Source organism: Leclercia sp. UBA1284 (assembly GCF_002308415.1).
Classification (GTDB): Bacteria; Pseudomonadota; Gammaproteobacteria; order Enterobacterales; family Enterobacteriaceae; genus Enterobacter; species Enterobacter pneumoniae.
In genome coordinates, this window is record NZ_DBUS01000006.1 from 2,054,760 (window position 1) to 2,079,384 (window position 24,625).

At 53.5% G+C, this 24,625-nt stretch carries 21 protein-coding genes and 2 pseudogenes; 7 read left to right on the plus strand and 16 right to left on the minus strand.

Annotation, left to right across the window (positions count from 1 at the left end):
• The first annotated feature begins 85 nt into the window (after positions 1-85).
• From B3511_RS13130 to sanA, 4 genes are all read left to right on the plus strand, one after another.
• A complete protein-coding gene (locus tag B3511_RS13130; protein WP_040074808.1) occupies positions 86-484 on the plus strand; it encodes a CidA/LrgA family protein in 399 nt (132 codons plus the stop codon).
• On the plus strand, positions 481-1,176 hold the full coding sequence (locus tag B3511_RS13135; protein WP_040074807.1) for a CidB/LrgB family autolysis modulator: 696 nt from the start codon (positions 481-483) through the stop codon (positions 1,174-1,176). The genes B3511_RS13130 and B3511_RS13135 overlap by 4 nt, the downstream gene beginning before the upstream one ends.
• 128 nt (positions 1,177-1,304) lie before the next feature.
• Complete coding sequence (gene cdd, locus B3511_RS13140; RefSeq protein ID WP_286782737.1) at positions 1,305-2,189, plus strand: cytidine deaminase; 885 nt, start codon at positions 1,305-1,307, stop codon at positions 2,187-2,189.
• 127 nt (positions 2,190-2,316) lie between these two features.
• Entirely contained in the window at positions 2,317-3,036 is a 720-nt protein-coding gene (gene sanA, locus B3511_RS13145) for an outer membrane permeability protein SanA (protein ID WP_046884742.1), read from the plus strand.
• 168 nt (positions 3,037-3,204) lie between these two features.
• Here the strand turns inward: sanA and B3511_RS13150 are convergent.
• The 4 genes and pseudogenes from B3511_RS13150 to B3511_RS13165 form a co-directional block, all read right to left on the minus strand.
• Positions 3,205-3,419: pseudogene (locus tag B3511_RS13150) on the minus strand (VapC toxin family PIN domain ribonuclease); the annotation flags it as partial.
• Between the two features lie 48 nt (positions 3,420-3,467).
• Positions 3,468-4,727 (minus strand): glycerate kinase type-2 family protein, encoded by a 1,260-nt coding sequence (locus B3511_RS13155; RefSeq protein ID WP_286782739.1) that lies wholly within the window; start codon positions 4,725-4,727, stop codon positions 3,468-3,470.
• 2 nt (positions 4,728-4,729) lie between these two features.
• A complete protein-coding gene (locus B3511_RS13160) occupies positions 4,730-5,818 on the minus strand; it encodes a tartrate dehydrogenase (RefSeq protein ID WP_286782741.1) in 1,089 nt (362 codons plus the stop codon).
• Between the two features lie 14 nt (positions 5,819-5,832).
• On the minus strand, positions 5,833-7,143 hold the full coding sequence (locus tag B3511_RS13165) for an MFS transporter (protein ID WP_286782743.1): 1,311 nt from the start codon (positions 7,141-7,143) through the stop codon (positions 5,833-5,835).
• A gap of 129 nt (positions 7,144-7,272) precedes the next feature.
• Here B3511_RS13165 and B3511_RS13170 point away from each other — a divergent pair, with 129 nt between their 5' ends.
• Complete coding sequence (locus tag B3511_RS13170; RefSeq protein ID WP_286782744.1) at positions 7,273-8,181, plus strand: LysR family transcriptional regulator; 909 nt, start codon at positions 7,273-7,275, stop codon at positions 8,179-8,181.
• Between the two features lie 145 nt (positions 8,182-8,326).
• Here B3511_RS13170 and B3511_RS13175 read toward each other — a convergent pair whose 3' ends face one another.
• From B3511_RS13175 to B3511_RS13225, 11 genes and pseudogenes are all read right to left on the minus strand, one after another.
• Positions 8,327-8,680, minus strand: coding sequence for a hypothetical protein (locus B3511_RS13175; protein WP_286782746.1), 354 nt, complete (start codon positions 8,678-8,680; stop codon positions 8,327-8,329).
• Positions 8,681-8,751: 71 nt separating this feature from the next.
• A complete protein-coding gene (locus B3511_RS13180; protein ID WP_286782748.1) occupies positions 8,752-9,960 on the minus strand; it encodes an MFS transporter in 1,209 nt (402 codons plus the stop codon).
• A gap of 170 nt (positions 9,961-10,130) precedes the next feature.
• On the minus strand, positions 10,131-11,033 hold the full coding sequence (locus B3511_RS13185; RefSeq protein ID WP_286782750.1) for a LysR family transcriptional regulator: 903 nt from the start codon (positions 11,031-11,033) through the stop codon (positions 10,131-10,133).
• A 15-nt stretch (positions 11,034-11,048) separates the two neighbouring features.
• Positions 11,049-11,335: pseudogene (locus tag B3511_RS13190) on the minus strand (hypothetical protein); the annotation flags it as partial.
• A 273-nt stretch (positions 11,336-11,608) separates the two neighbouring features.
• The gene (mglC, locus tag B3511_RS13195) at positions 11,609-12,619 is read right to left on the minus strand and encodes a galactose/methyl galactoside ABC transporter permease MglC (protein ID WP_040074800.1); all 1,011 of its coding nucleotides are present in this window, start codon (positions 12,617-12,619) and stop codon (positions 11,609-11,611) included.
• 15 nt (positions 12,620-12,634) lie between these two features.
• The gene (mglA, locus tag B3511_RS13200) at positions 12,635-14,155 is read right to left on the minus strand and encodes a galactose/methyl galactoside ABC transporter ATP-binding protein MglA (RefSeq protein ID WP_046884740.1); all 1,521 of its coding nucleotides are present in this window, start codon (positions 14,153-14,155) and stop codon (positions 12,635-12,637) included.
• An 81-nt stretch (positions 14,156-14,236) separates the two neighbouring features.
• A complete protein-coding gene (mglB, locus tag B3511_RS13205; protein WP_046884739.1) occupies positions 14,237-15,235 on the minus strand; it encodes a galactose/glucose ABC transporter substrate-binding protein MglB in 999 nt (332 codons plus the stop codon).
• 295 nt (positions 15,236-15,530) lie between these two features.
• Positions 15,531-16,553: an HTH-type transcriptional regulator GalS gene (gene galS / locus B3511_RS13210; protein WP_286782753.1), complete on the minus strand. Its 1,023-nt coding sequence runs from the start codon at positions 16,551-16,553 to the stop codon at positions 15,531-15,533.
• A gap of 155 nt (positions 16,554-16,708) precedes the next feature.
• The gene (gene yeiB / locus B3511_RS13215) at positions 16,709-17,866 is read right to left on the minus strand and encodes a DUF418 domain-containing protein YeiB (RefSeq protein ID WP_286782755.1); all 1,158 of its coding nucleotides are present in this window, start codon (positions 17,864-17,866) and stop codon (positions 16,709-16,711) included.
• A gap of 17 nt (positions 17,867-17,883) precedes the next feature.
• Entirely contained in the window at positions 17,884-18,552 is a 669-nt protein-coding gene (gene folE, locus B3511_RS13220) for a GTP cyclohydrolase I FolE (protein WP_046884737.1), read from the minus strand.
• Between the two features lie 106 nt (positions 18,553-18,658).
• Positions 18,659-19,804 carry a YbfB/YjiJ family MFS transporter gene (locus B3511_RS13225; protein WP_286782757.1) on the minus strand — a complete coding sequence of 382 codons (1,146 nt, stop codon included), beginning with the start codon at positions 19,802-19,804 and terminating at the stop codon, positions 18,659-18,661.
• A 137-nt stretch (positions 19,805-19,941) separates the two neighbouring features.
• Between B3511_RS13225 and fghA the strand changes: the two genes are divergently transcribed.
• Positions 19,942-20,778: an S-formylglutathione hydrolase gene (gene fghA / locus B3511_RS13230; protein ID WP_286782760.1), complete on the plus strand. Its 837-nt coding sequence runs from the start codon at positions 19,942-19,944 to the stop codon at positions 20,776-20,778.
• 255 nt (positions 20,779-21,033) lie between these two features.
• Positions 21,034-23,019 (plus strand): ligand-gated channel protein, encoded by a 1,986-nt coding sequence (locus B3511_RS13235; RefSeq protein ID WP_286782761.1) that lies wholly within the window; start codon positions 21,034-21,036, stop codon positions 23,017-23,019.
• A gap of 54 nt (positions 23,020-23,073) precedes the next feature.
• Here the strand turns inward: B3511_RS13235 and B3511_RS13240 are convergent, their stop codons facing one another.
• A complete protein-coding gene (locus B3511_RS13240; protein WP_040074787.1) occupies positions 23,074-24,543 on the minus strand; it encodes an amino acid permease in 1,470 nt (489 codons plus the stop codon).
• Between the last annotated feature and the right edge of the window lie 82 nt (positions 24,544-24,625).

Consider the following 24,625-nt stretch of genomic DNA (forward strand, 5'->3'; position numbering starts at 1 on the left):
GGTATGCTCAAATTTCATGATGTGATCCGTAGCACGTTTCCGGGTTTAATTGTATGATGAATGCGTTTCTTCAAGGGCTTTCACCATGAACAAATCATTGAATAACGTCTGGCAGTATCTGCGCGCGTTCATATTTATCTATCTCTGCCTCTACGTGGGTAACTTCCTGGCATCGCTGCTGCCGATCACCATTCCGGGCAGCATCATTGGCATGCTGATCCTCTTTGTCTTACTGGCGCTGCAGATCATTCCGGCGAAGTGGGTTAAACCGGGATGCTCGGTGCTGATTCGCTATATGGCGCTGCTGTTTGTCCCCATCGGCGTGGGGGTGATGCAGTATTACGACCTGCTAAAAGCCCAGTATGGTCCGATCGTTGTTTCCTGTTTTATCAGCACTCTGGTGGTCTTCCTGGTGGTGAGCTGGAGTTCACACCTGGTTCATGGTGAGCGCAAAGTAATTGGCGAGAAGGAGAGTAAGAAATGATGGCAAATATATGGTGGTCATTGCCGTTAACCCTGGCCGTCTTCTTCGCCGCGCGTAAGCTCGCCATGCGTTTTAAGATGCCGCTGCTCAATCCGTTACTGGTGGCGATGGTGGTTATCATCCCTTTCCTGCTGGTGACCGGTATCTCGTACGAGCACTATTTCGCAGGCAGTAAAGTGCTCAACGATCTCCTGCAGCCTGCGGTCGTGGCGCTGGCTTTCCCGCTGTATGAACAGCTGCATCAAATCCGTGCGCGCTGGAAATCCATCATCACTATCTGCCTGGTGGGCAGCGTGGTGGCGATGATCACCGGTACCTCGGTTGCACTGCTGATGGGGGCATCACCGCAAATCGCCGCCTCTATTTTACCGAAATCGGTCACGACCCCTATTGCGATGGCAGTGGGCGGAAGCATTGGCGGTATCCCGGCCATTAGCGCCGTTTGCGTGATTTTTGTCGGCATCCTCGGGGCGGTGTTTGGTCACACGCTGCTGAACCTGATGCGTATTCGGACCAAAGCAGCCCGCGGCTTAGCGATGGGAACCGCGTCGCATGCCCTTGGCACCGCGCGCTGTGCCGAGCTGGATTATCAGGAAGGGGCTTTCAGTTCGCTGGCGCTGGTGATTTGCGGGATCATGACCTCGCTTCTCGCGCCGTTCCTCTTCCCGGTGATTCTGGCGGTAATGGGCTAAAATTTGCGACGCGTCGCGCATTTTTCATTTCTGTTTCATAAGTTGCACACATAATGAGATCGCCGTCACATATAAACCGGTTGCGGCTCCGTACACTACCGATCCATTAATCCTTATGAGGCAATGCCATGCACCCACGTTTTCAATCAGCTTTTGCCCAGCTTGCAGAGAATTTGCAATCAGCCCTGGCCCCGATTCTGGCAGATGCGCACTTCCCCGCCCTGCTGACGGCTGAACAGGTCACCGCACTGAAACGGGCAACCGATCTGGATGACGACGCGCTGGCCTTTGCGCTACTGCCGCTGGCCGCCGCCTGCGCACGCGCTGATCTTTCGCACTTTAACGTCGGTGCCATTGCGCGCGGCGTGAGCGGCACCTGGTATTTTGGCGGCAATATGGAGTTCCTGGGCGCCACCATGCAGCAGACGGTGCACGCCGAGCAGAGCGCCATCAGCCATGCCTGGCTGCGCGGTGAAAAAGGGTTGAGCGCCATCACCGTGAATTACACGCCGTGCGGCCACTGTCGTCAGTTTATGAATGAGCTGAATAGCGGCTTAGAGCTGCGCATTAACCTGCCGGGTCGCGCCCCACATACGCTGGCCGATTACCTGCCAGATGCCTTTGGCCCGAAAGATCTGGAGATCAAAACCCTCCTGATGGATGAGCAGAATCAGGGGTTCGCTCTGAGTGGCGACGCCTTAACTCAGGCCGCCATCGCCGCCGCCAACCAATCCCACGCCCCTTATAGTAACGCCCCGAGCGGTGTGGCCCTGGAGTGCCGGGACGGTACGATCTTCACGGGTAGCTATGCTGAGAACGCGGCATTCAACCCGACCCTGCCCCCATTGCAGGGTGCCCTGAATCTGCTGAGTCTGAATGGCTATGATTATCCGGACATTCAGCGCGCCATGCTGGCTGAAAAAGCTGATGCGTCGCTCATTCAGTGGGATGCTACGGTGGCAACCCTGAAGGCGCTGGGCTGCCAGAATATTGACCGCACCTTGCTGGCCTGATCCGCTTCGCGGGCAGGAATGCCCGCGTATCTGGTGAAAATCCCCCCAATTAAACCGCCGTTTCTTGCGCTTACCAGACGGGTAAAGTAGCCTGAGTGAAATTTCACCCACGACACGAGTCATCTCCATGTTTAAGCGCGTTTTTTACAGCCTCTTTGTCCTGACTGGCATCGTGCTGTTGACTGCGCTTGGCCTCGACCGCTGGATGAGCTGGAAAACCGCCCCTTACATCTTCGACGACCTGCAAGACTTGCCTTACCGTCAGGTGGGCGTGGTGCTGGGTACCGCCAAGTATTACCGCACCGGGGTGATCAATCAGTACTACCGCTACCGTATTCAGGGGGCGCTGAATGCCTATAACAGCGGCAAGGTAAACTACCTGCTGCTGAGCGGCGATAATGCGCTCCAGAGCTATAACGAGCCGGTCACGATGCGTAAAGATCTGATTGCCGCCGGGGTCGATCCCGCGGATATCGTGCTCGACTATGCTGGTTTTCGTACCCTGGACTCGATTGTGCGCACCCGTAAAGTCTTTGATACCAACGACTTTATCATTATCACTCAGCGCTTCCATTGCGAACGCGCGCTGTTTATTGCGCTGCATATGGGCATCCAGGCCCAGTGCTACGCGGTCCCATCCCCGAAAGATATGCTCACCGTACGGGTACGCGAATTTGGCGCACGTCTGGGTGCGATGGCCGATCTCTACCTCTTCAAACGTGAACCGCGCTTTTTAGGCCCGCTGGTGCCGATCCCCACCCAACACGAAGTGCCGGAAGATGCGCAGGGTTACCCGGCGGTCACGCCGGAGCAGTTGCTGGATTTCCAGAAAAAAGAGAAAAAGTAGCCGTTTTATTTACGGCGAAAATGAGACGGCAAGTCTGAACGTTGCACAAAGAGCCCGCTATTGGACTGACTCCCTATCGCGGGCTTTTTCATGGATACGTGCAGTCAGAGAGTTATGATAAAAGTCCTCGAACTGATGTCTGCAATGAGCGAGGAGCGGACGTTGGGCATCCGGGGTGGCGTCCAACGCAGCGCGATCCCAGGGCAGGATGGCATTTAGTCGGATGTGGTACGAGTCAACCAGCCAGACGTACCGAGGAAAGGCCTTCGGGCCGGAGGCACCTAACTGCATTTCGGCGTAGGTAATGGTCGAGACCACGATGCGGTGGCACGCGGCACCGCCTGCTCCAGGCGCTTCAGTACGACTGCTGGCTGCCCGCACATGATGAACGAGCAAATATCGCTCTCCCTGACCGCTGGAGAGCGAAACGGTCAGGCAATTAATATTGCCCGGATGTCATTTACATTTGTTAACGTTGGCCCGGTTATCACCAGGTCACTGAGTACCTGGAAATAGCTGTAACTGTCATGTACATCAAGATAATTAACAGCATTCAGACCGCTCAGCTTGCCGCGTGTCAACGTGTCCGGAAATACCAACGCACCTGCTGCATCTTCCGTTCCGTCGATGCCATCACTGTCGCCGGCGATGGCCCATATACCGCATTCCCCCTGTAACGCACAGGCCAGACTAAGCGAGAATTCAGTATTACGACCACCCTTGCCGTACTGGCCATTGTTTACCGTAACGGTGGTTTCACCACCCGACAGCAGCACTGCCGGACCGGAAACCGGATGACCATACAACTTCACGGATTTAGCAATTCCGGCCATAACGGTGGCCACTTCACGGCTTTCGCCTTCTATTGCATCGCCCAGAATAAGCGGCGTCAGCCCGTGTTTGCGCACAGCCAGCGCCGCAGCCTGCAAAGCCAGCTGCGGCGTGGCAATGAGTTTAACTTCACTGTTCGCTGCGCTTTCAACCGGGCCTGCCGGCTGGCTTAGCAGTCTATGAACAGGTTCAGGGGCCTGAATACCGTAACGCTGCAGCACCCGAAGCGCATCAGGCGGCGTGCTGTCATCGGCGACAGTAGGACCTGATGCCACATCTGTCGGATTATCCCCCGGCACATCGCTGATAATCAGTGACACAATACGAGCTGGTTGCGCCATTCTTGCCAGCTTGCCGCCTTTCACCGCGGAGAGATGACGACGTACCAGATTCATCTCTGTGATGTTGGCACCGCTGTGCAGTAGCGCACGGGTAATGGCCTGCTTGTCTTTCAATGTTAATCCTGGCGCGGGCAGCGCCATCAGCGCCGACCCGCCACCTGAAATCAGCGCCAGCACCAGGTCATCGCAGGTCAATCCGCGCAGCGCTTCCACAATCAGCATTGCGGCAACTTCGCTCATCGAATCAGATACCGGATGAGCAGCCTCGATAATCCGGATGCGGCCAGCAGGTACAGCGTAACCGTAACGCGTCACCACCACGCCAGACACATCCACATCCGGCCAGGCTGCATCTACAGCCGCTGCCATCGCCGCCGAGGCTTTACCTGCGCCGATCACTACACAGCGGCCACGTGGTTTTTCCGGCAGGTTTGACAGGATCGCTGGCCCGGCACGGGCGCTGTCGACAGCATGCTGAAAAATATCCTGCAGGATCTCTGCAGCCTGTTCATTTTTCATGGTTATACGGTCTCGGCGATATTTGCTCTGGCTTCGATAAATTCCACTACAGCGCGGGTGACGTCCGCCGTACTGGCAGTTCCACCTACATCTGGTGTCAGAATGCCTTTCTCACAGACATATTCGATACTTTCCATAATCAGCGCTGCGGCGTTACGCTCTCCCAGATGTTCAAGCATCTGTACCGCTGTCCAGAAGGTTGCTATCGGGTTAGCAATACCTTTGCCGGTAATATCAAAAGCTGAACCATGGATAGGTTCGAACATGGAAGGGAAGCGGCGTTCTGGATCAATATTGGCGGTTGGGGCCACGCCCAGACTACCTGCCAGCGCGCCGGCCAAATCGGAGAGGATATCAGCGTGCAGATTGGTGGCAACGATGGTATCCAGCGTCTGGGGATGCAGTGTCATACGGTGCGTCATGGCATCAACCAGCATCTTATCCCACTGCACATCCGGGAATTCCTGCGCGACTTCAGCAGCAATCTCATCCCACATCACCATTCCGTGGCGCTGGGCATTGGACTTGGTCACCACGGTCAGCAGTTTACGTGGACGAGACTGCGCCAGTTTGAAGGCATAGCGCATAATGCGCGTAACCCCGACGCGGGTGAAGATTGCCACCTCGGTGCCGACTTCTTCCGGTAAGCCACGGTGTGCACGACCGCCGTTGCCAGAGTATTCCCCCTCGGAGTTTTCACGCACAATGACCCAGTCAAGATCGCCCGGTCCGCGGTTCCGCAGCGGTGAGGTGACACCCGGCAGGATTTTGGTTGGACGCACGTTGGCATATTGGTCAAAGCCCTGGCAAATTGGCAGGCGCAGGCCCCAGAGCGTAATGTGGTCAGGTACATCCGGCGCGCCCACGGCACCGAAGTAAATTGCATCAAATTTTTTTAGTGTGTTAAGCCCCTCTTCCGGCATCATCACGCCATGTTTTTTGTAATAGTCCGACCCCCAGTCAAAGGTTTCCACATCAAACCTCAGCTGCGGATCGTGGCGTGTCAGCGCATGCAGCACTTCAACCCCAGCAGAGATGACTTCCGGACCGATGCCGTCGGCAGGTATGGCTGCAATTTTGTAGTTACGCATAGTTTCTTCTCCAGTCAATGAGTATGAGGATGAGGGATCTCTGCCGTATGCGATTTATTCGCTCTGGCAGAAAGAATCAGGACAACGAGGGCCGAGATCGCCAGCAATCCGGCGACAAAGTACAGGCCCCAGGTGTAGCTACCGGTTTGCTGGCGGATCACGCCAATCATCATCGGGCCTACAAAGCCGCCGAGGTTACCGATGGAGTTAATCGTGGCAATTCCCGCTGCCGCTGCCGGGCCGCTAAGGAACACTGTTGGCATACTCCAGAGTGGCGGTTTCGATGCGCTGATGCCCATGGTGACCAGCGTTAAGGCGACGATCACGGTAAAAAGTGTGCTGACGTTACCGGCGTAAATCAGACCGGCTGCCGCCAGCAGGCAGGCGCCAATCACATGCCAGCTGCGCTCTTTGGTGCGGTCGGAATGCCGTGCCCACAGGATCATAGCAATGACGCCGATGACAGCCGGAAAAGCGTTCAGGAAACCGATCTCCAGCGAGGTAGCACCGAAGCTGCGGATGATTTGCGGGGACCAGATGCCAAGCGTGTACAGGCCGGCAGAAGTACCGAAATAGACCAGCGCCAGAGCCAGTACCCGCTTATCCGCCAGTCCTTTCCATGCGCTGCTGTGGCTCTGTTTTGCCGCCCGGGCCAGCTCCTCGGCCTGCATGGTGTTTTCCAGCCACGCACGCTCTTCGTCAGTCAGCCATTTGGCTTTGGCCGGACGATCGGTAAGGAAGAACAGAACCACAACGCCAAGTATCAGCGCTGGCAAGGCTTCGAGTACAAACATCCACTGCCAGCCGGCGTAGCCGAGGAAGCCATGCATCTCCAGCAGGGCGGCAGAAATAGGCGATCCCAGTGCTGTAGAGAGCGGGGCTGCGGCCATAAAGATGGCAGTCACCTGCGCGCGTCTGGCTGCCGGGAACCAATAGCTGAGATAAAGGATAATCCCCGGGAAGAAACCGGCTTCTGCAACACCGAGCAGAAAACGCAGAATGTAGAAGCTTGTTGTACCCTGCACAAAAGCCATGCAACCAGAGACAAGGCCCCAGGTGATCATTACGCGGGCAATCCAGATGCGGGCCCCCACTTTATGCAGGATTAAGTTTGACGGGACTTCAAACAAAAAGTAGCCGAGGAAGAAAATGCCGGCACCCAGCCCGAAAACGGTGGGCGAAAACCCCAAATCCTCATTCATGGTCAGGGCGGCAAAACCAATGTTCACTCGATCGAGAAAAGCGATGAAATACAGCAGCATAATAAAAGGAATAATGCGCAGGGTAACCTTTCGCATAACCTTTTTTTCGAGGTCATTATTCATTTTCGGGATGCTCCATTGTCGTGTAGGGTTGTTATCATTTTGTAATAATCCCAGTATGGAGAGATGTGTGGTTTTATCATCAGCACTGCTTTATACAAATTATTTATATAATCTGTTTCTGAGGAAAAAATGGATATAAATCAGCTGCGTTGCTTTGTGGTATTAGGTGATGAGCTTCACTTTGGCCGGGCAGCCCGTAAACTTGAAATGATGCCTGCGTCACTCAGCCGTTTCATTAAACTACTGGAGGAAGAGCTGGCGATAAGGTTGCTGAATCGATCTACCAGGAACGTATCGCTCACGCCTGAGGGGGCTGAGTTCCTGAATGAGGCCAGGATCGTCATTGCTGACTTTGATGCATTGCGGTTACGGTTTCAAAAAAATACACCGGCGCATAAAAGAACATTGCGGATCGGTGCAATTGACAGCGCGGCCAGGGGGTTATTACCAGAATTACTTATCCTTTTCCTGCGGCAGCATCCTGATGCGGATATCCATATTACGGAAGATAAATCTCACAGTCTTATACCGCGGCTTATTTCAGGATGGCTGGATATTATTTTTGTTCGTCCGCCTGAACATGTTGATGCCACGCTGACGACGCGGTTTATCGCTAATGAAAGCTGTGTACTCGCTGTTCCTGCCGATCACCGGCTGGTTTGTTATGACAGCGTCAGTATCGGAGATTTCTTTAATGAACCCGTTATCATCCCGGAAAGACGCACCAGACCTCACAGCCATGACCTGACGATGAACGCGTTCAGGGCGGGGGGAAAATCCCCTGTCATTGCACAATATGCTGAGGAGAAACAGACGATCCTGAGCTTAGTCGCGGCGGGACTGGGTATTGCTCTGGTTCCTTCCTCCTATAAAAACATGAACGCAGACGGCGTAAAATATATCGCTCTTTCGCCGTCGGAAAGTATTAAGGGACTTCCCTTAAGCGTCATGTGGCATCAGGGAAACAATAACCTTTATGTTAATGCCTTACTGGATACGCTTGCCGGAAATATAGAAGAGCTGACCCGGAACCTTTGACATCTTCCCTGCCCTGAAGTACAGAGAGGATATTATTCTGCCATGAACCCGGCTCCACTTTCGCCACCATGCAGAATGTAGGGTGCTCCAGCGCCGGCAGCAACCTGGCGGCGCGGATGGTATCCACCTCACGCCAGAACTGCGCCTAATCCTGATACCAGAACAGATGATGGCGGAAAATCGCCTGCTGCTCGCGATCGCCGGCGACGGCCTCAATGAAGAGGGCGCAGGTTAGCGAGATCCCCTTCGGCATCAGTGAAATGCCCGCTTCGCCGATGTCCACCTGCTGCACGCACAGCGACAGCCAGGGCACGCCGGCCATCATGATGCGCTGCAGATCGGCCTCGCTGCAAATATTCAGCAGCCTGCAGTATTCCCGATTCTCGGCCAGAGGGCGCCCGGCGCCATACCAGCTTTCGGTCAGCCGGTGGTCGTATTGCCGGGTAATTATTAAACATAATGACGCCTTTGCTTTACTTTTAGGCTGAGTGATTTTCACACTTAATTACCGGCTCAGGCATACAGGAGGCTGACCGGTTAATCTTTACGTCTATGAATTTCAGTAATTACTCAATCACCCTGTAATGCTGGCTGGTTTTTCCCCGATATATAAGCTGATAAAACAGTGCAAGCACTTAAAACACTGCACAATAACAAATAGCCATTCAGGGCTGTTTTCAGGAAGAAATGATCCATCATCACACTCAGTACAAATGGCAGCCAGTTACCCACATAACCCACAATGTAAAGCAGGTTTATCAGATGATGTCGTTGACTCTGTCTGGCGACCACATTAACGATAGTGGCAGCACCAACAAGAATTGCCCCATAGGCGAACCCTTCGAGCATTACGGATGTGAAAAGAAGAGAAGGAGCGGTCGTGTACACACTACAGAGGGCCAGCAAAACTGCAGCAAGCTGGGCAATAATCCCGATCTTTAGTGACGAGTAATGGTGGTTTTTCCTCATCATTATCTGGGTGATACCTGCAACCAGCAGGAATACCGACAGGGAATAGCTTACCAGCTGCACGCTGGTAACATTGAAATAGGTGCGCGCGAGAGTGGGCCCCTGGGACATAAACGTGGACGCCATTGCCCAGGAAAGAAATATGGCCATGCAGCAGACGATGACGTCCCGGAATGAGAGCTCCTTGTAATTTTGAGTATCGACAATTTTCCTTTCAACAATTACTGACGTACTGTGCCTGTTAATCACCAGACGACTACGCCAGACTCCGAATATTGACATAACGACCAGAGTAAAAAGAATGGCGTATGGCGTCTTAAGTGCATAAAAACTACGATTCAAAATTTCTCCCGTAATCAATGGACCAATAGCCTGTCCAAGGATTAACGAGAGTGAAGCCGTCAATGCCGCGGTATTATTTACTTTTGTATCAAAGAGTTTAATAAGCGTACGGTTTATATAGGCCATTAAAATACCTGAACCCAGACCCGTAACAAATCGGCCGAGAATAAGTATCATAAAGTTATCTGCAAACATCATCAGTAGGGATGACAGCAAAACGCAGGCCAGACCTGCATAGAGAGGTCTTGTATACAGATCAGTCTTGATATTGACCTTTGCAGTAAATGCCAGCGCAAAAAGGACCCCTGCCGCATAGACGCCAAACACCGCCATTATCTGAGAAGCGCTGAAGCCATATAAACTCATGTATACGGGATAGAGAGGAGTGGGAAGACTGCTGCTCAGCATTCCGGAAAAGAAAGCAAGGGCCAGTGCCATCCCTGCCCGTGATGTTTGTTTGTCTGACATAGTAATTTCTTCTGTCTTGGAAAATGGATTCGTTCTGTAAAAATCCCTAAAACAGTAACACGATTCTTTAGCAGCGGGATTCGAGCAGCAGGAACACCCACTATGACTTAGTTTCACAGTGGGTGTTCAAATATGACCTAAGGGACAAGAAGTAACGGGCTGACAGAAACTCAAATACTCCAGGGATGAAGAGCTATCTGTTCTTCCATGAATTCAATAAAACAGCGGATGCGTGGGCTGAGATACTGTCTTTTCGCGTAAATTATATAGAGCGGCTCTCTGACAGGAGACTGGAATACCTTCAAAAGCGGGATCAATCTTCCTTCTTTGATATCCCGGTGAACGTGGAAGTCAGCCAGCCGGACTATACCTTCCCCCTGAATGGCCAGATCGCGCAGCAAATCCCCCTGCGACAGGGAGGCAACCGGTTTTACCGGGAATATGACGCTCTGATTGTCTTCGGTGAATACCCACTGGTTCCAGTGACTATCGAAATTAAAGTGAAAGCAGCGATGCTCCATTAACTCGCGAGGATGGGAGGGTATGCCGTACCTGGTGATGTAGGCCGGCGAAGCGCAGGTTATCCACTGACTCTCACCGATACGACGGGCGATACGGGAAGAACTCGCAAGTACACCACCATAAATGGCCAGATCCAGTCCTTTATCAAAGTCATCCCGGTAAACCGGCCCCGTTTCAATATCAACTTTGAGGTCAGGGTAGTCGTCAATAAATTTTGGCAACCATGGAAGTATTTGATAACGGGCAAATGTAGTCATAGTACGGATTTTCAGCTGCCCGCTGACGCGTGATGGCAAATCCTCAGCCAGTGAATCAGCCTCCGTCATTGCGTCAACGACTGCCCGGGCACTGTTAAGGTAAACGTGTCCCTCTTCGGTCAGCGTTAACGTTCTCGTCCCGCGATGGAAGAGTCTTACCTGTAACCTCGCTTCCAGCCGGCTGATGAGTTTACTCATTGCTGAAGGCGTCAATCCGTTTGCCCGTGCGGCGGCAGAAAAGTTGCCGAATTCATACGCCCATATGAATGCTAGCAACTGATTATAATTATCCATTATGTCCCCGGTCATTTATATGAAGATATTTAGAGCTTCCGAGACAAGAGCCTGAAAGTTTTTATTTGTATCGTCTGAACATCCGGTACGGCGCTGATGATCCTTCAACCGAAAGTAAGCTGTCCGTGAATGCCTGTTTTCACCATTACAATCTTAATGGGAGTATCAAGGTGATTAAGCTCCAGAGCCATTCCCGAACCTGAATGAGGTTTTCTACCAAACTTAACCCCTGCCGCCATAGCGGCCACTCTGCCCTCGTTGGTACGCTCTAATATTCGCTTGCGCTCCGCCTCTGTAACAGCGTCAGCAGTTTACTTAATCCACGTTATCCAGTCTTCTGAGGAATACTTAATTTGTTTGCAATGTCCGCTTCTGGCACAAAGCGGGCCTTTTCGATCTTTCCCTGAACGTTAACAAGACATCTGTGTCTCGCAGCTCAGGTGCCACTTCTGCTTTGCGTTGACGGTCGAACGTTGCAGGATACGTTGCGTCGCCACGAAACTAGCCCATCCTCTCTTCTTTGCTGGAAATAAAAAAGCCCGCTCACTGAGCGGGCCTGATAACAGATGGATAGATTATTTCTTACGCGCGTATTTCAGTGAATCCAGCGCAACGGCGAAGATAATAATGCCGCCCTTGATAATGTACTGCCAGTAAGGGTTCACGCCGATATAGGTTAGACCGTAGTTGATAACGGTAAAGATAATGACCCCCGTCACCACGCCGAGTACGGTACCCACACCGCCGCTGAACGAGACGCCGCCCACTACGCAGGCTGCAATCGCATCCAGTTCGTACATAAAGCCGAGGTTGTTGGTTGCCGAACCGATACGGCCCGCTTCCAGCATCCCACCGAAGGCATAGAAGACACCCGACAGCGCATAAATCATTAGCAGGTTCAGGCCAACGTTAACGCCAGACACTTTTGCCGCTTCCGGGTTGCCGCCGATAGCGAAGATGTTTTTGCCAAAACGGGTCTTGTTCCACAGGATCCAGACGAAGGCCACCGCAATCAACGCATAGAAGGTGATATACGAGAGACGGAAGCTCCCGAGTGCGATAAAGCCCTGCGTGAAGGAGGAGAATCCGCTGTCGAAGCCAGAAATAGGCGACGCGCCTACGAAGTCATAGTACAGGGAGTTGATACCGTAAACGATGATCATCGTACCCAGGGTGGTGATAAACGGCGTCACATTCAGGTAAGCGATGATAATGCCGTTAATCAGACCAATGACGGCACCCACTGCGCAGACGATGAGCATAACCACGAAAATCGGCATGGTTGCCATCTCCGGGAACACCTTGTTGGCGTTCTCCATCGACTGCAACAGCGTGGCGGCGACAACCGCAGCCAGACCCACCTGACGTCCGGCAGAGAGGTCTGTCCCCTGGGTCACAATCAGCCCGGCAACGCCGAGGGCGATGATAATACGCACGGAGGACTGGGTCAGGATGTTACTTAAGTTCAGTAAGCTTAAGAACGTGGGGTCCTGGAAAATAATAATGGCCAGTAACACTAAAAGAACAACGTAAATACCGCCTTCTTTCAGATAAGTGAGAAAACTTTTTTTATTTAACGCACTCATGAGGAGCCCCTGATCTTAAAGGTGCAAAGACGCAAGACGGAGAATTTCGTTTTGCGTTGTCGTTTTGGTGTCAACAATTCCGGCAACGAGACCATTGCTCATTACCAGAATACGGTCTGTGATCCCTAACAATTCCGGCATTTCGGAAGAAATAATAATGATCCCTTTATTCTTTTTAGCCAGTTCAGCAATCAGCTGATAGATTTCAAATTTTGCACCTACGTCAATGCCACGGGTGGGTTCGTCGAGCATTAAAATTTCGGGCTGGGTCAACAACCAGCGGCCAATAATGACTTTCTGCTGGTTACCACCAGAGAGAGAACCAATCTGGGTACGGTGTCCTGGCGTTTTAACGCGCATTGAGTCAATAACCCACTGGGTATCACTCTTCATGCGGGAATTATCCAGCAGACCGACTTTATTTTTATAGTTGCGAATATTAGAGATTAACGAGTTAAAGTTAATATCCAGATAAGCGTAAATACCGGTAGAGCGGCGCTCTTCGGTGACCAGCGCAAAACCATGGTTAATGGCTTCGTTGGCGTTATGGTTATTAATTTTTTTACCATGCAGGGTAATGGTGCCGCCCGATTTTTCACGGATACCAAACAGGGTTTCCACGATATCGGTACGCTTCGCCCCCACCAGACCGGCAATGCCCAGGATCTCGCCCTTATGCAGGTCGAAGGAGACATCACGAATCGAGGGTTGACGCAGAGAGGTCAGGTTACGGACCTCGAGGATCACTTCGCCCGGGACGTTCTCGCGGTCCGGGAAGCGCTGGTTCAGGGAGCGCCCCACCATCATGGCGATGATCTTATCCATATCCAGCCCTTCAAGAGGCTGAGTGGCAATCCACTGACCGTCACGCAGAATGGTGATTTCATCGCAGAGCTGGAAGATCTCTTCCATCTTATGCGAGATATAAACAATGCCGCAGCCACGCTCTTTCAGCTTGCGGATAATAGTAAACAGATGGTTCACCTCTTTTTCCGTTAAGGAAGAAGTCGGCTCATCCATAATGACAATCTTGGCATCATAGGAAAAGGCTTTCGCAATTTCGATCATCTGCATTTGAGAAACGGATAGCGTGCCAACGCGGGCCCGTGGATCAATATCAATATCCAGTTCATCAAATATCGCTTTGGTATCGCGATACATTTTGTCCTGATCGACAAATACGCCTTTAGTGGGGTAACGCCCCAGCCACATATTGTCCATAACAGAACGCTGGAGAACCAGGTTTAATTCCTGGTGCACCATTGAAATGCCGTTTTCCAGTGCTTCTTTGGCCGAATGGAAGTCAATCTCTTTCCCCTGAAAAAGAATGCTACCTGAATCTTTAGAATAGATTCCAAAAAGGCATTTTAATAATGTTGATTTACCTGCACCGTTCTCCCCCATCAACGCGTGAATAGAGTGAGGACGCACTTTCAAATTAACATTATCGAGAGCCTTAACGCCCGGGAAAGACTTGTTGATATTGCTCATTTCCAACAAGAATTCACCCGACGACTGAGTATTTGTGCTGACCATAATTATACCTTGTTGGCCTCGCATATCGCGTTATAAAAGGGCGCAACGAATTGCGCCCAGTGAGAACTTACAAAAAAGAACTTATTTACCGATAAACTCAGCCAGGTTGGACTGGTCTACGCCCACGTAAGGTACGCGTACGATTTTATTTTCAATTTTCCAGTTGGTGCCATCAGCGGCACCTTTACCGTCGGCCAGGTTTTTCGCCAGGTCGAAGGTGGCTTTCGCCTGGTTGTTGGCATCGTTCAGAACGGTACCGGCCATTGCGCCAGATTTAACCAGAGCCAGCGCTTCTGGCAGGGCATCAACACCGAATACCGGAACAGAGGATTTGTTGTGTGCTTTCAGCGCTTCTACCGCACCCATTGCCATCGCATCGTTGTTGGCAATGACCACTTCAATTTTGTTCGCATTCGGGCCAGAGAGCCATGCGTCCATCTTATCTTTCGCCTGAGCGGTATCCCACATTGCGGTATCTAACGCCAGCTGCTGGGTCTTCAGGCCCTTGTCATTCAGCTCTTTAATCACGTAAGAGGTACGCGCTTCTGCATCCGGGTGGCCCGGCTCGCCTTTCAGCAGCACGAACTGAATCTGACCATCTTTGTTCAGGTCCCAGTTCGGGTTAGCCGCCCAGTGTTTAGCAATCAGGTCGCCCTGGATAATGCCGGATTCTTTCGAGTCGGTGCCCACGTAGAACGCTTTGTCGTAGCTATCCAGCGCTTTACGGGAAGGTTCTTTGTTGAAGAAGACGATAGGAACGTTCTGGCCACGTGCTTTTTCAATAACGGTGCCTGCAGCAGCCGGGTCAACCAGGTTGATTGCCAGGGCTTTAACGCCCTTCGCCAGCAGAACGTCAATCTGATCGTTCTGTTTGGACTGGTCATTCTGGGAGTCATTCATCAGCAGCTGAACATCTGGCGCTGCTTTAGCATCTTTCTCGATAGCTTTACGCACAACGGACATGAAGTTGTCGTCGTATTTATAAATAGTTACACCGATACGGGTATCAGCAGCGTGCGCTGCGGCACCGAAAAGCATGCTTGCCATTACAGCAGACAGGGTCAACACCTTCTTATTCATGGTATCTCCGGTTTTTTTTATGCAGGGTAGTTCGTGTGAATAACGGTCGGCGGGCAGTGTGTTAAGAAAACGTTACTGACTACCGAAGCTCACTTATAAAATTTCTATCTTCCTTGGTCGGTAACGCTCCAGAATGCGTTTTTTTCGTTGTTTGCGGCACGTTTGCTATGGTGAAAATGAATAATCACCGTTACATAGCGTTTCAGCCCCTAAAACGCTGACATCATAGCCAGCGCCTTGTTAAGATACTGTGAATTTACTCACAGATTGAAAGCGGTTACATCACTGCAGATAATTAGTTAGTGATCGGCGCCACAATTTGCCGAATGGCTACGGAATGGCGACGCACCAGCGTTGGCATAAAACAGTGTGTCGCATCAGGATCAAGTTGCCCCGCCGCGCCCAGTAATGCCAGCTCTGTCGCCAGTTTCGCCATAGAAGCAATGGGATAACGGACGGTAGTGAGCTGCGGATCGGTGTAACGGGCAATGGGAATATCATCGAAGCCAATCAAGGAGAGATGCTGTGGCACCGCAATGCCATTATCTTTCAGCGCCGTCAGGGCGCCGGCAGCCATACTGTCGTTGTAGGCAAAAACTGCCGTCAACTGTAGGTTTCGGCCCAGCAACTCGACCATTGCCGCCTCCCCACCCTGCATATCAGGCTCTCCCGTTCCCACCCAGCTATCAGACGGCGTTATCCCCTGCTCTTTCAACGCATTTTGCCAGCCTTCGTAACGCATCACGTCATCTTCAATATGGTGGCTGGAGGCCAGATAGCCGATGCGCTGATGACCATGATTGAGCAGCATCCGGGTAGCCATCATCGCCCCGCTGACGTTATCCAGCCCCACGCAGCGATGGGCGTAGCCCGGTACAATCCGGTTAATAAGCACCATGCCCGGGATCTGATCCATAAAGTTGGCCAGTTCGTCGTCCGCAAGGGCTTTTGAGTGCACAATCAGGGCGTTACAGCGCTGACGTATCAGCACCTCAATGGCGTTACGCTCTTTCTCTGCCTCGTGATAGCTGTTACCAATCAGCACATACTTCTGATGCTGCTGCGCCACCACATCCACGGCTTTAACCAGCGCACCGAAAAAGGCATCCGACACATCCATCACCACCACGCCGATGGTATCACTGACCTGGGTGGCCAGCGCCTGGGCATTCGCGTTCGGGCGATAGCCAAGCTCGGCCACCGCTTTCAACACGGCTTCGCGTGTATCAGGGCTGACCAGCGCGCTGTTGTTTAAAACGCGGGAAACGGTGGCAACAGAAACGCCCGCGATGCGGGCCACGTCACGAATGGTGATCATATTCACCATCCTTAAAGAGATTGCAGCAACTCACAGACACCCCCTGTGTTTAGCAAGGTGTCTATTCTGGCAGCGCAAGCGCGGGGACTACGTGAAGAAGCTCACACAGATGAAAACGGTTACATCCATTTTGTTAATGATTGTGATCCAGATCGTTATCTGGATGTATCGTTCAATGAAACACCGGCAGCCCTGGCGGTCAGTTGGCGCCACAGCCATTCAACCGGACCCTGGCGGAACCGGCGCAGCCAGTAGACTGAGAAGAGAATGTTTGCGGCCCATACCGGGAGTACAAATGCCAGCAGTTGCAGGCGGTCGAACTTCATAAACAGGCCCAACCGGTAGAAGAGTGTCGTACAAATCAGGGTTTGCAAAAGATAGTTGCTTAGCGCCATGCGCCCCACGCAGGCGATGGCGGTGACCAGGCGAAAGCGGCAGAGCTGCGGCCAGTAACCATACAGTAACGCCGCGTATCCCACCGTCTGGAACGGTGCACTCAGTTCGCGCGGGGCCTGCAGGAGAAAGGCACACCAGCGATAGTCCCACCCCAACTGCCACTGGGTAATGACCGCCGGCAGATTGATGGCGATACCGGTCAGCACCAGCCACAGGCCAGTACGACGATAGTGCTTCAGGCTAAATTCACCCTTCAGCCAGCCGCTGCGCATCAGCGCGGCGCCCATTAACATCATCCCCGCCAGTTGCCATCCGTACTGTGCCCCGAGCGCCAGCAAACTATCGCCCAGCATATCAAGGCGGTTCGTTATGGCTTCACTGCCTCCGGCAAGCTTCCAGAACTGTTCATACTGTAAGTTTGCCGCATCCGGAACCCAGGAGCGGTTGGTGGAATTACCCGAGATTAACCCCAGCAATACCAACACCCCAATCCCCATGGCATACAGCACTACGCCGGTCATAAAGAGATTTTTGACGCCGTGGGCGTCGCGGATCATGCGCCAGCAAATTAACCCCACCAGCCCATACGCCAGCAGAATATCGCCATCCCAGAAAAAGAGACCGTGCAGAAAACCGAGCAGCACCAACAGCGTCAGGCGCGACTGGATCCAGCGCTTACCGCGTTTCAGTAACAGCTGTAGTCCGGCGCCGAACAGCAGGGCAAATAAGGTCAGGAATTTAACCTGAGCGAAGAGGTCCAGCACCGCCCAGGTCCAGGCGTCGCGGCGAGTGATCTCGCCATACCAGGCAGGATTAAGATAAGCGGCCTTCGGCAGACCGAAGGCGCTTATATTCAAAAGCAGGATACCGAGGATGGCAACGCCACGTACAAAATCCAGCGTGACATTCCGCTCCATATACCCTGCCCTGACGATCAGTTGTGGTGACGAACGGCGCGCAGGAACTCCTGGCGAGTGTTCTGGCTGGATTTGAAAAGACCGCCCAGCGATGTGGTGGTGGTGGCGCTGGTGGCATCGCGAATACCGCGCGCTTTAACGCAGTAATGCACGGCATCAATGGAAACGGCCACGTTGTTCGTACCCAGCAGCGTCTGCAGCGCGGTAAGGATCTGCTGCGTTAAACGCTCCTGAACCTGTGGACGCTGAGCAAAGAACTGCACGATACGGTTGATCTTGGATAGACCGATTACCGCATCTTTCGGAATGTAGGCCACCGTTGCTTTACCATCGATGGTCACGAAATGGTGTTCACAGGTGCTGGTGAGCGTGATATCACGCACGGTGACCATCTCATCTACCTTCATTTTGTTTTCGATGACGGTGATTTTCGGGAAATTGGCGTAATCCAGCCCGGAGAAGATCTCATCCACATACATTTTCGCAATGCGGCGCGGGGTCTCCATCAGACTGTCGTCACTCAGATCGAGATTCAGCAGCTGCATGATTTCCGTCATGTGGCCGGAAATAAGACGTTTACGGGTTTCATTGTCCATCTCCTGAACCGGTGGGCGTAGCGGGGTTTCAAGACCGCGCGCAACCAGCGCTTCATGGACAAGGGCAGCTTCTTTACTGAGTGATGGCATTCATTGTTCTCCTGCAGGTGTGGCTCGCTTTTGCCTCTTGGGGGCAAAATGTGCACTCATTGTGCGCGAGGCGGCGCACTTAATCCAGTATTCACAGCGATAATTATTACGATTGCTGTAGCCTTTCATCGTAACGGTGCCAGACCAGCGCGCCCGCGACGAATAGCGCGATACCCGCAAGGCCTAAAGCCGGCTCAAGCTGATGCGTGAGCCAGGTCGACAGCGCCGAGGTTACCGGCCCTACCAGCTGCCCGACCGCATAACCGGTAGTTAATAATCCGGCCATGTAGCGGGTATGACCAGGCGCCAGTTCACGGCCATATAACAGCGACAACTGCACGGCACATAAGAAACCGCCGCCGACCAGCAGCGCGCCGGTAATCAGGCCGGCCATACCGGGCATCAGCCAGGCGGCCAGCACGCCAATACCCTGTAACCAAAGCACCAGTGCCAGCCTGCGGTTTGACGTCGAAATATGACGCAGCGCGATACTCAGCGCAATACCGATCACTGCGGCAGCGCCAAATACGGGCCAGACGAACTGGGCGAAGACGCTACCCGGAAAACGCAGCGCCGCCATTTGCGACAGGAAGGTGGCCGGCAGGATATAGCCAAACCCCGCCAGACTGTAGCTCCACACCAGACGGCGGAGATCGCGCGTCAGGATCAGAGGCTCAGGCGCGCTCCCCGGACGGTGCAGCTGCCCGGCGCGGGGCAGATAGCGGGCGACCAGGACAATCAGTACCAGCGCCAGCACGCCATAAATCTGCCACGCGGCCCCTGCACTCAGGGCTCGCGACTGAATATAAACCGCCAGTAGCCCGCTGATAGCAATACCGGCTCCCGGTCCGGCGAAAACCGCCGCACTCAGCCCAGGCTTGCCGTAATGGGCCAGTCGTTCGTTGGTCCAGGCGGCAATCAGCACCATCGACCAGCCGCTCATGCAGCCAATCACGAAGCGCAACAGGCCATGAACAATGGCGTTATCTGCCACGGCAGAGAGCAGCGTCAGCGCTACGGCACCGATAATCCCCAGCCACAGCCGCCCTTCGACGAAGCGGTGGGCGCGCATGGCATCCCACGCACCGACCAGATAGCCGAGATAGTTCATCGCGGCAACCAGCCCGGCGCTGGTGAGCGTCAGTTGACCGGCCGCAATCATCAGCGGCACCTGCGGCGTGAAAGCAAACCGTCCGATACCCATCGCCACCACCAGAACCACAAAACCGCTGAGCGCGATACGCAGCGCCATGATCACTCCAGTTGTTAAAATTTAGTTAATTTATGATGCAGTATTGGGAGGCGATGCGGAAGTGAAAGTTGCTCACAGGTGAATGAATTATCTGTATTATGGGCCGAATGATTCGCCCAACCCTTAAGGAGCCCTGCATGGAACTGCTCGAAGAGCACCACTGTTATGAAGGCCGACAGCAGCGCTGGCGCCACGACTCCACGGTTCTGAACTGCGCCATGACGTTCAGCATCTTTCTGCCGCCGGTTGACGAAACCGCAAGGCCACCGGTGTTGTACTGGCTCTCCGGTCTGACCTGTAATGATGAAAACTTCACCACCAAAGCGGGCGCCCAGCGTGTTGCCGCAGAACTGGGCATCGTCCTGGTAATGCCAGACACCAGCCCGCGTGGGGACGATGTAGCGGACGATGCCGGCTACGATCTGGGTAAAGGCGCCGGCTTTTATCTCAACGCCACCGAGCAGCCCTGGGCCAGCCATTACCGCATGTACGATTACCTGCGCGATGAGCTGCCTGCCCTGATTACTCAAACCTTTGCGGTGAGCGATCGCTGCGCCATCAGCGGCCATTCTATGGGCGGCCATGGGGCATTAATCATGGCCCTGAAAAATCCGGGTCGCTTCACCAGCGTGTCGGCTTTTGCGCCGATTGTTAATCCGACACAGGTGCCCTGGGGACAAAAAGCCTTCAGCCACTATCTGGGTGATGATGCCACCTGCTGGCAGACATGGGACAGCTGCGCGTTGATGCTCGCCAGTCAGCCAGAGCATGCCATCCCTACGCTTATCGATCAGGGCGATGCGGATCAGTTCCTCGCTGGCCAACTCCAGCCTGCGGTGCTGGCCGAAGCCGCGCGTCAAACCGCCTGGCCCCTCACCCTGCGCATCCAGCCGGGATACGATCACAGCTACTACTTTATTGCTACCTTTATCGAAGACCACCTGCGTTTTCACGCCGAACACCTCTTCGCCTAGTTATTCAGGAGGGCGCTGCCCTCCTTCTTTACCTTCCCCTACCTTTACATTCCATCATCTTATTGAATCTTCTGTCATTCTTTACCCCTCCAATCAAACACAAATGATTTCAATTATCATTAGTGTTTACAAATAAACATTCTTTTGTACAATTCCAGGCTCTTCTCCATGCCAAAGAGTTCATACAAGACAAATACATAGGGTTCTCAGGGTTATCTCCATGGAGTTTTATCTTTTTTTATACGGAATGTACAAATGACAATACCTCAGATTAATCGTCTGGCTATCGCCGTTAGCATCGCCACTTTGTCCCCTCTCCTTCACGCAGCCGACCAGGACACCGTTGTTGTCACGGCGACCGGCTTTGAACAAAAAATCCAGAATGCCCCCGCCTCTATCTCCGTCATCTCTAAACAGCAGATCGAAGATAAGGCCTACCGGGACGTGACTGACGCGCTGAAAGACGTGCCGGGCGTGGTGGTGACAGGCGGTGGCAGCAGCAGCGATATCAGTATTCGCGGCATGTCTTCGCAATACACCCTCTTCCTGGTCAACGGTAAGCGAATCAGCACCCGCAGCACCCGCCCTAACAGCGATAACTCCGGCATCGAACAAGGCTGGCTGCCGCCGCTGGAGTCCATCGAACGTATCGAAGTGATCCGCGGGCCGATGTCCTCCCTGTATGGCTCCGATGCCATGGGCGGCGTGATTAACGTCATCACTAAGAAAGTATCGAACACCAAAGCCTGGACCGGCTCGCTGCATGGCGATGCCACCTTCCAGGAGAATAACGATTCTGGCGATCTGTTCCAGACCAATGCGTATGCCTCTGGCCCGCTGATTGACGGGTTGCTGGGTGCGAAGGTGACCGGCCTGCTCTCACGCCGCGCGGAAGATAAGATTGAGAACGGTTTTAACGAGCAGAAAATGCGTAACGGCGGTATCACGCTCAACTTCACGCCGGACGAGAAGAACGACATTGACCTCGATTTTGCCCGTGAGTTGCAGGATCGCAACAGCACGCCGGGGATGTCGAAAGCGGCTGAAAACTGTCGCGGTAATGTCTGTACCCCAAATACCAAAAGTGAAACCCGCTACGAGCACACCACCTGGGCTCTGACCCACAGCGGCTATTACGACGATTTCAATAGCACCAGCTACATTCAGCAGGAAGAGACCAACAACCCCGACCGCGATATGCGCTCGTACAACACCACCTTTAATAACCAGAACCAGGTTTTCCTGGGCGATCACACCCTGACGCTGGGTGGGCAGTATCGTTATGAAAAACTGCGTGATGAAGGTAACCAGCTGGCCGCGGCCGATGGGTTAAGCAAGCTGACCCGCTGGAGCTGGGCACTATTTGCCGAAGACGAGTGGGCGATGACCGAAAGCTTTACGCTGACCGGCGGCCTGCGTATGGATAAAGATGAGAACTACGGCACCAACTGGACGCCACGTGGCTACGGCGTATGGCATCTGGCGGATCAGTGGACCCTGAAGGGTGGCGTCTCGGCAGGCTATCGTGCGCCCGATCTGCGTCAGTCTTCTGCCAACTGGGGCCAGGTTACCGGCGGTGGTCGTCTGGAGGGCATTATTGTTGGCAACCCCGATTTGAAGCCGGAAAAGAGCCTGAGCGAAGAGATCGCCCTGCTGTGGGATAACAACGATAACCTCAACGCGGGCGTCACCCTGTTCAATACCGATTTCAAAGACAAGATCACGGAAGTCCGCCGGTGTAACAGCCGCACCGATCCGGCCTGTACCATCGGCAACCAAACCTATGATTTCGTCAGCGATCGTGTCAACGTCGATAAAGCCAACATGCGCGGCGTAGAGTCCACCTTCGGCTGGAAAATCACCCGGGATGTGAACTGGACGGCCAACTACACCTATACCGAATCTGAACAGAAGAGCGGCCAGTTCTCTGGCAAACCGCTGAACAAAATGCCGAAGCATATGTTCAACACCACGCTGGACTGGCAGGCGACCGAAGATGTCGGCCTCTGGAGTCGCCTCAACTTCCGCGGCAAAACGTCTGAGTACCTGAGCCGTACTTCCATGTCCCAGGGCACCCCGTCTTACACCCAGATTGATGTGGGCCTGCGTTATAACGCCAACAAAAATCTGCTGGTTTCTGCCGGGGTCTACAACGTTCTCGATAAGCAGATCGATTACGATACCTACGACACCGTGCTGGACGGACGCCGTTACACCGTGGGGATGACCTACAGCTTCTGATCCACAAACAAAAAGCCCCCGGCGGTTGCCGGGGGCTTTTTTATGGCCGGAACATTATTTCTTAACGCGTCCCGGGAATTCCATTTCGCTGTAGCGCACGAAGCGCGTTCCTTTCGCCAGTTTGTAACCAAACCAGATGATGAGGAACAGCGGGATGCCGATATAGGTCGCCATCACCCCACCCCAGTCGATAGTGTCCGACAGGAAGGCTTCGTAGTTCTGACCCAGGGTGATGATCAGGCAAAGTACGAAGGCAAAAATCGGACCCAGCGGGAAGAAGCCGGAGCGGTACGGCAGATCGTTAATATCATGACCCTGTTTCACATAGCCACGACGGAAACGGTAATGGCTAATGGCAATGCCCAGCCACGCGATAAAGCCCGTCATCCCGGAGGTATTCAGTAGCCACAGGTAGACCGTCTGGTTACCGAACATCGAGGTAAGGAAGCACAGGCTGGCAATGACGGTAGTGGCCAACAGGGCGTTACGTGGCACACCGCCGCGAGACAGTTTGGCGAAAATACGCGGCGCTTTACCGTCGCACGCCAGCGCGTAGAGCATACGGGTTGAGGCATACATGCCAGAGTTACCCGCAGAGAGCACCGCCGTCAGGATCACCGCATTCATGATTGCCGCCGCAGAGAGCAGGCCCGCATGCTGGAACACCAGGGTGAACGGGCTGACGCTGATATCTTTTACATCATTACGCAGCAGGCTTGGATCGGTATACGGAATAATCAGGCTGATGATCAGGATAGCGAACACATAGAACAGCAGGATACGCCAGAACACCTGCCGCACCGCGCGGGGAATGTTCTTCTCCGGGTCGGCAGACTCCCCCGCCGCGATACCAATCAGTTCGGTACCCTGGAAGGAGAATCCCACAATCATCGCCACGCCAATCATTGCCGAGAGGCCGCCAGCAAACGGCGCATCGCCAATCTCCCAGTTGCTCCAGCCCGCAGGCTCGCTGCCCTTGAAGATGCCGACGATCATCGCCAGACCCACAATGATAAAGATAATGACGGTCGCCACTTTGATCAGGGAGAACCAGTATTCCGCCTCACCAAAGCCGCGCACCGAGATGAAGTTCAGCAGGAAGATGACGGCCAGGAAAAGCGCACTCCAGATCCAACCTGGCGTGTCCGGGAACCACCATGTCATCACCAGCTGTGCCGCCACGAGGTCAACAGCGATGGTCACCGCCCAGTTGTACCAGTAGTTCCAGCCCAGCGCGAAGCCGAAGCCTTCCTCGACGTACTTTTGCCCATAAGTAGAGAAAGAGCCGGAAACCGGCATATAGGCCGCCAGTTCACCGAGACTGGTCATCAGGAAATAGACCATCAGGCCAATCAGAATATAAGAGAAGAGTGCCCCACCCGGGCCTGCCGCGGAAATCGTTGCGCCAGAGGCAACGAAAAGACCTGTACCGATGGAACCGCCAATGGCGATCATCGTCAGGTGACGCGCCTTGAGTTCGCGACGTAGCGCGGGCGCTTCTGTGGTTTTAGTTTCGGAAACCATATGAAAATGCTGTCCATTCAAAAAATGAGGCGCGATTGTAGCAGAGGATCCGCGTTCCTTCCGGCAGAAATACTCTGTTATA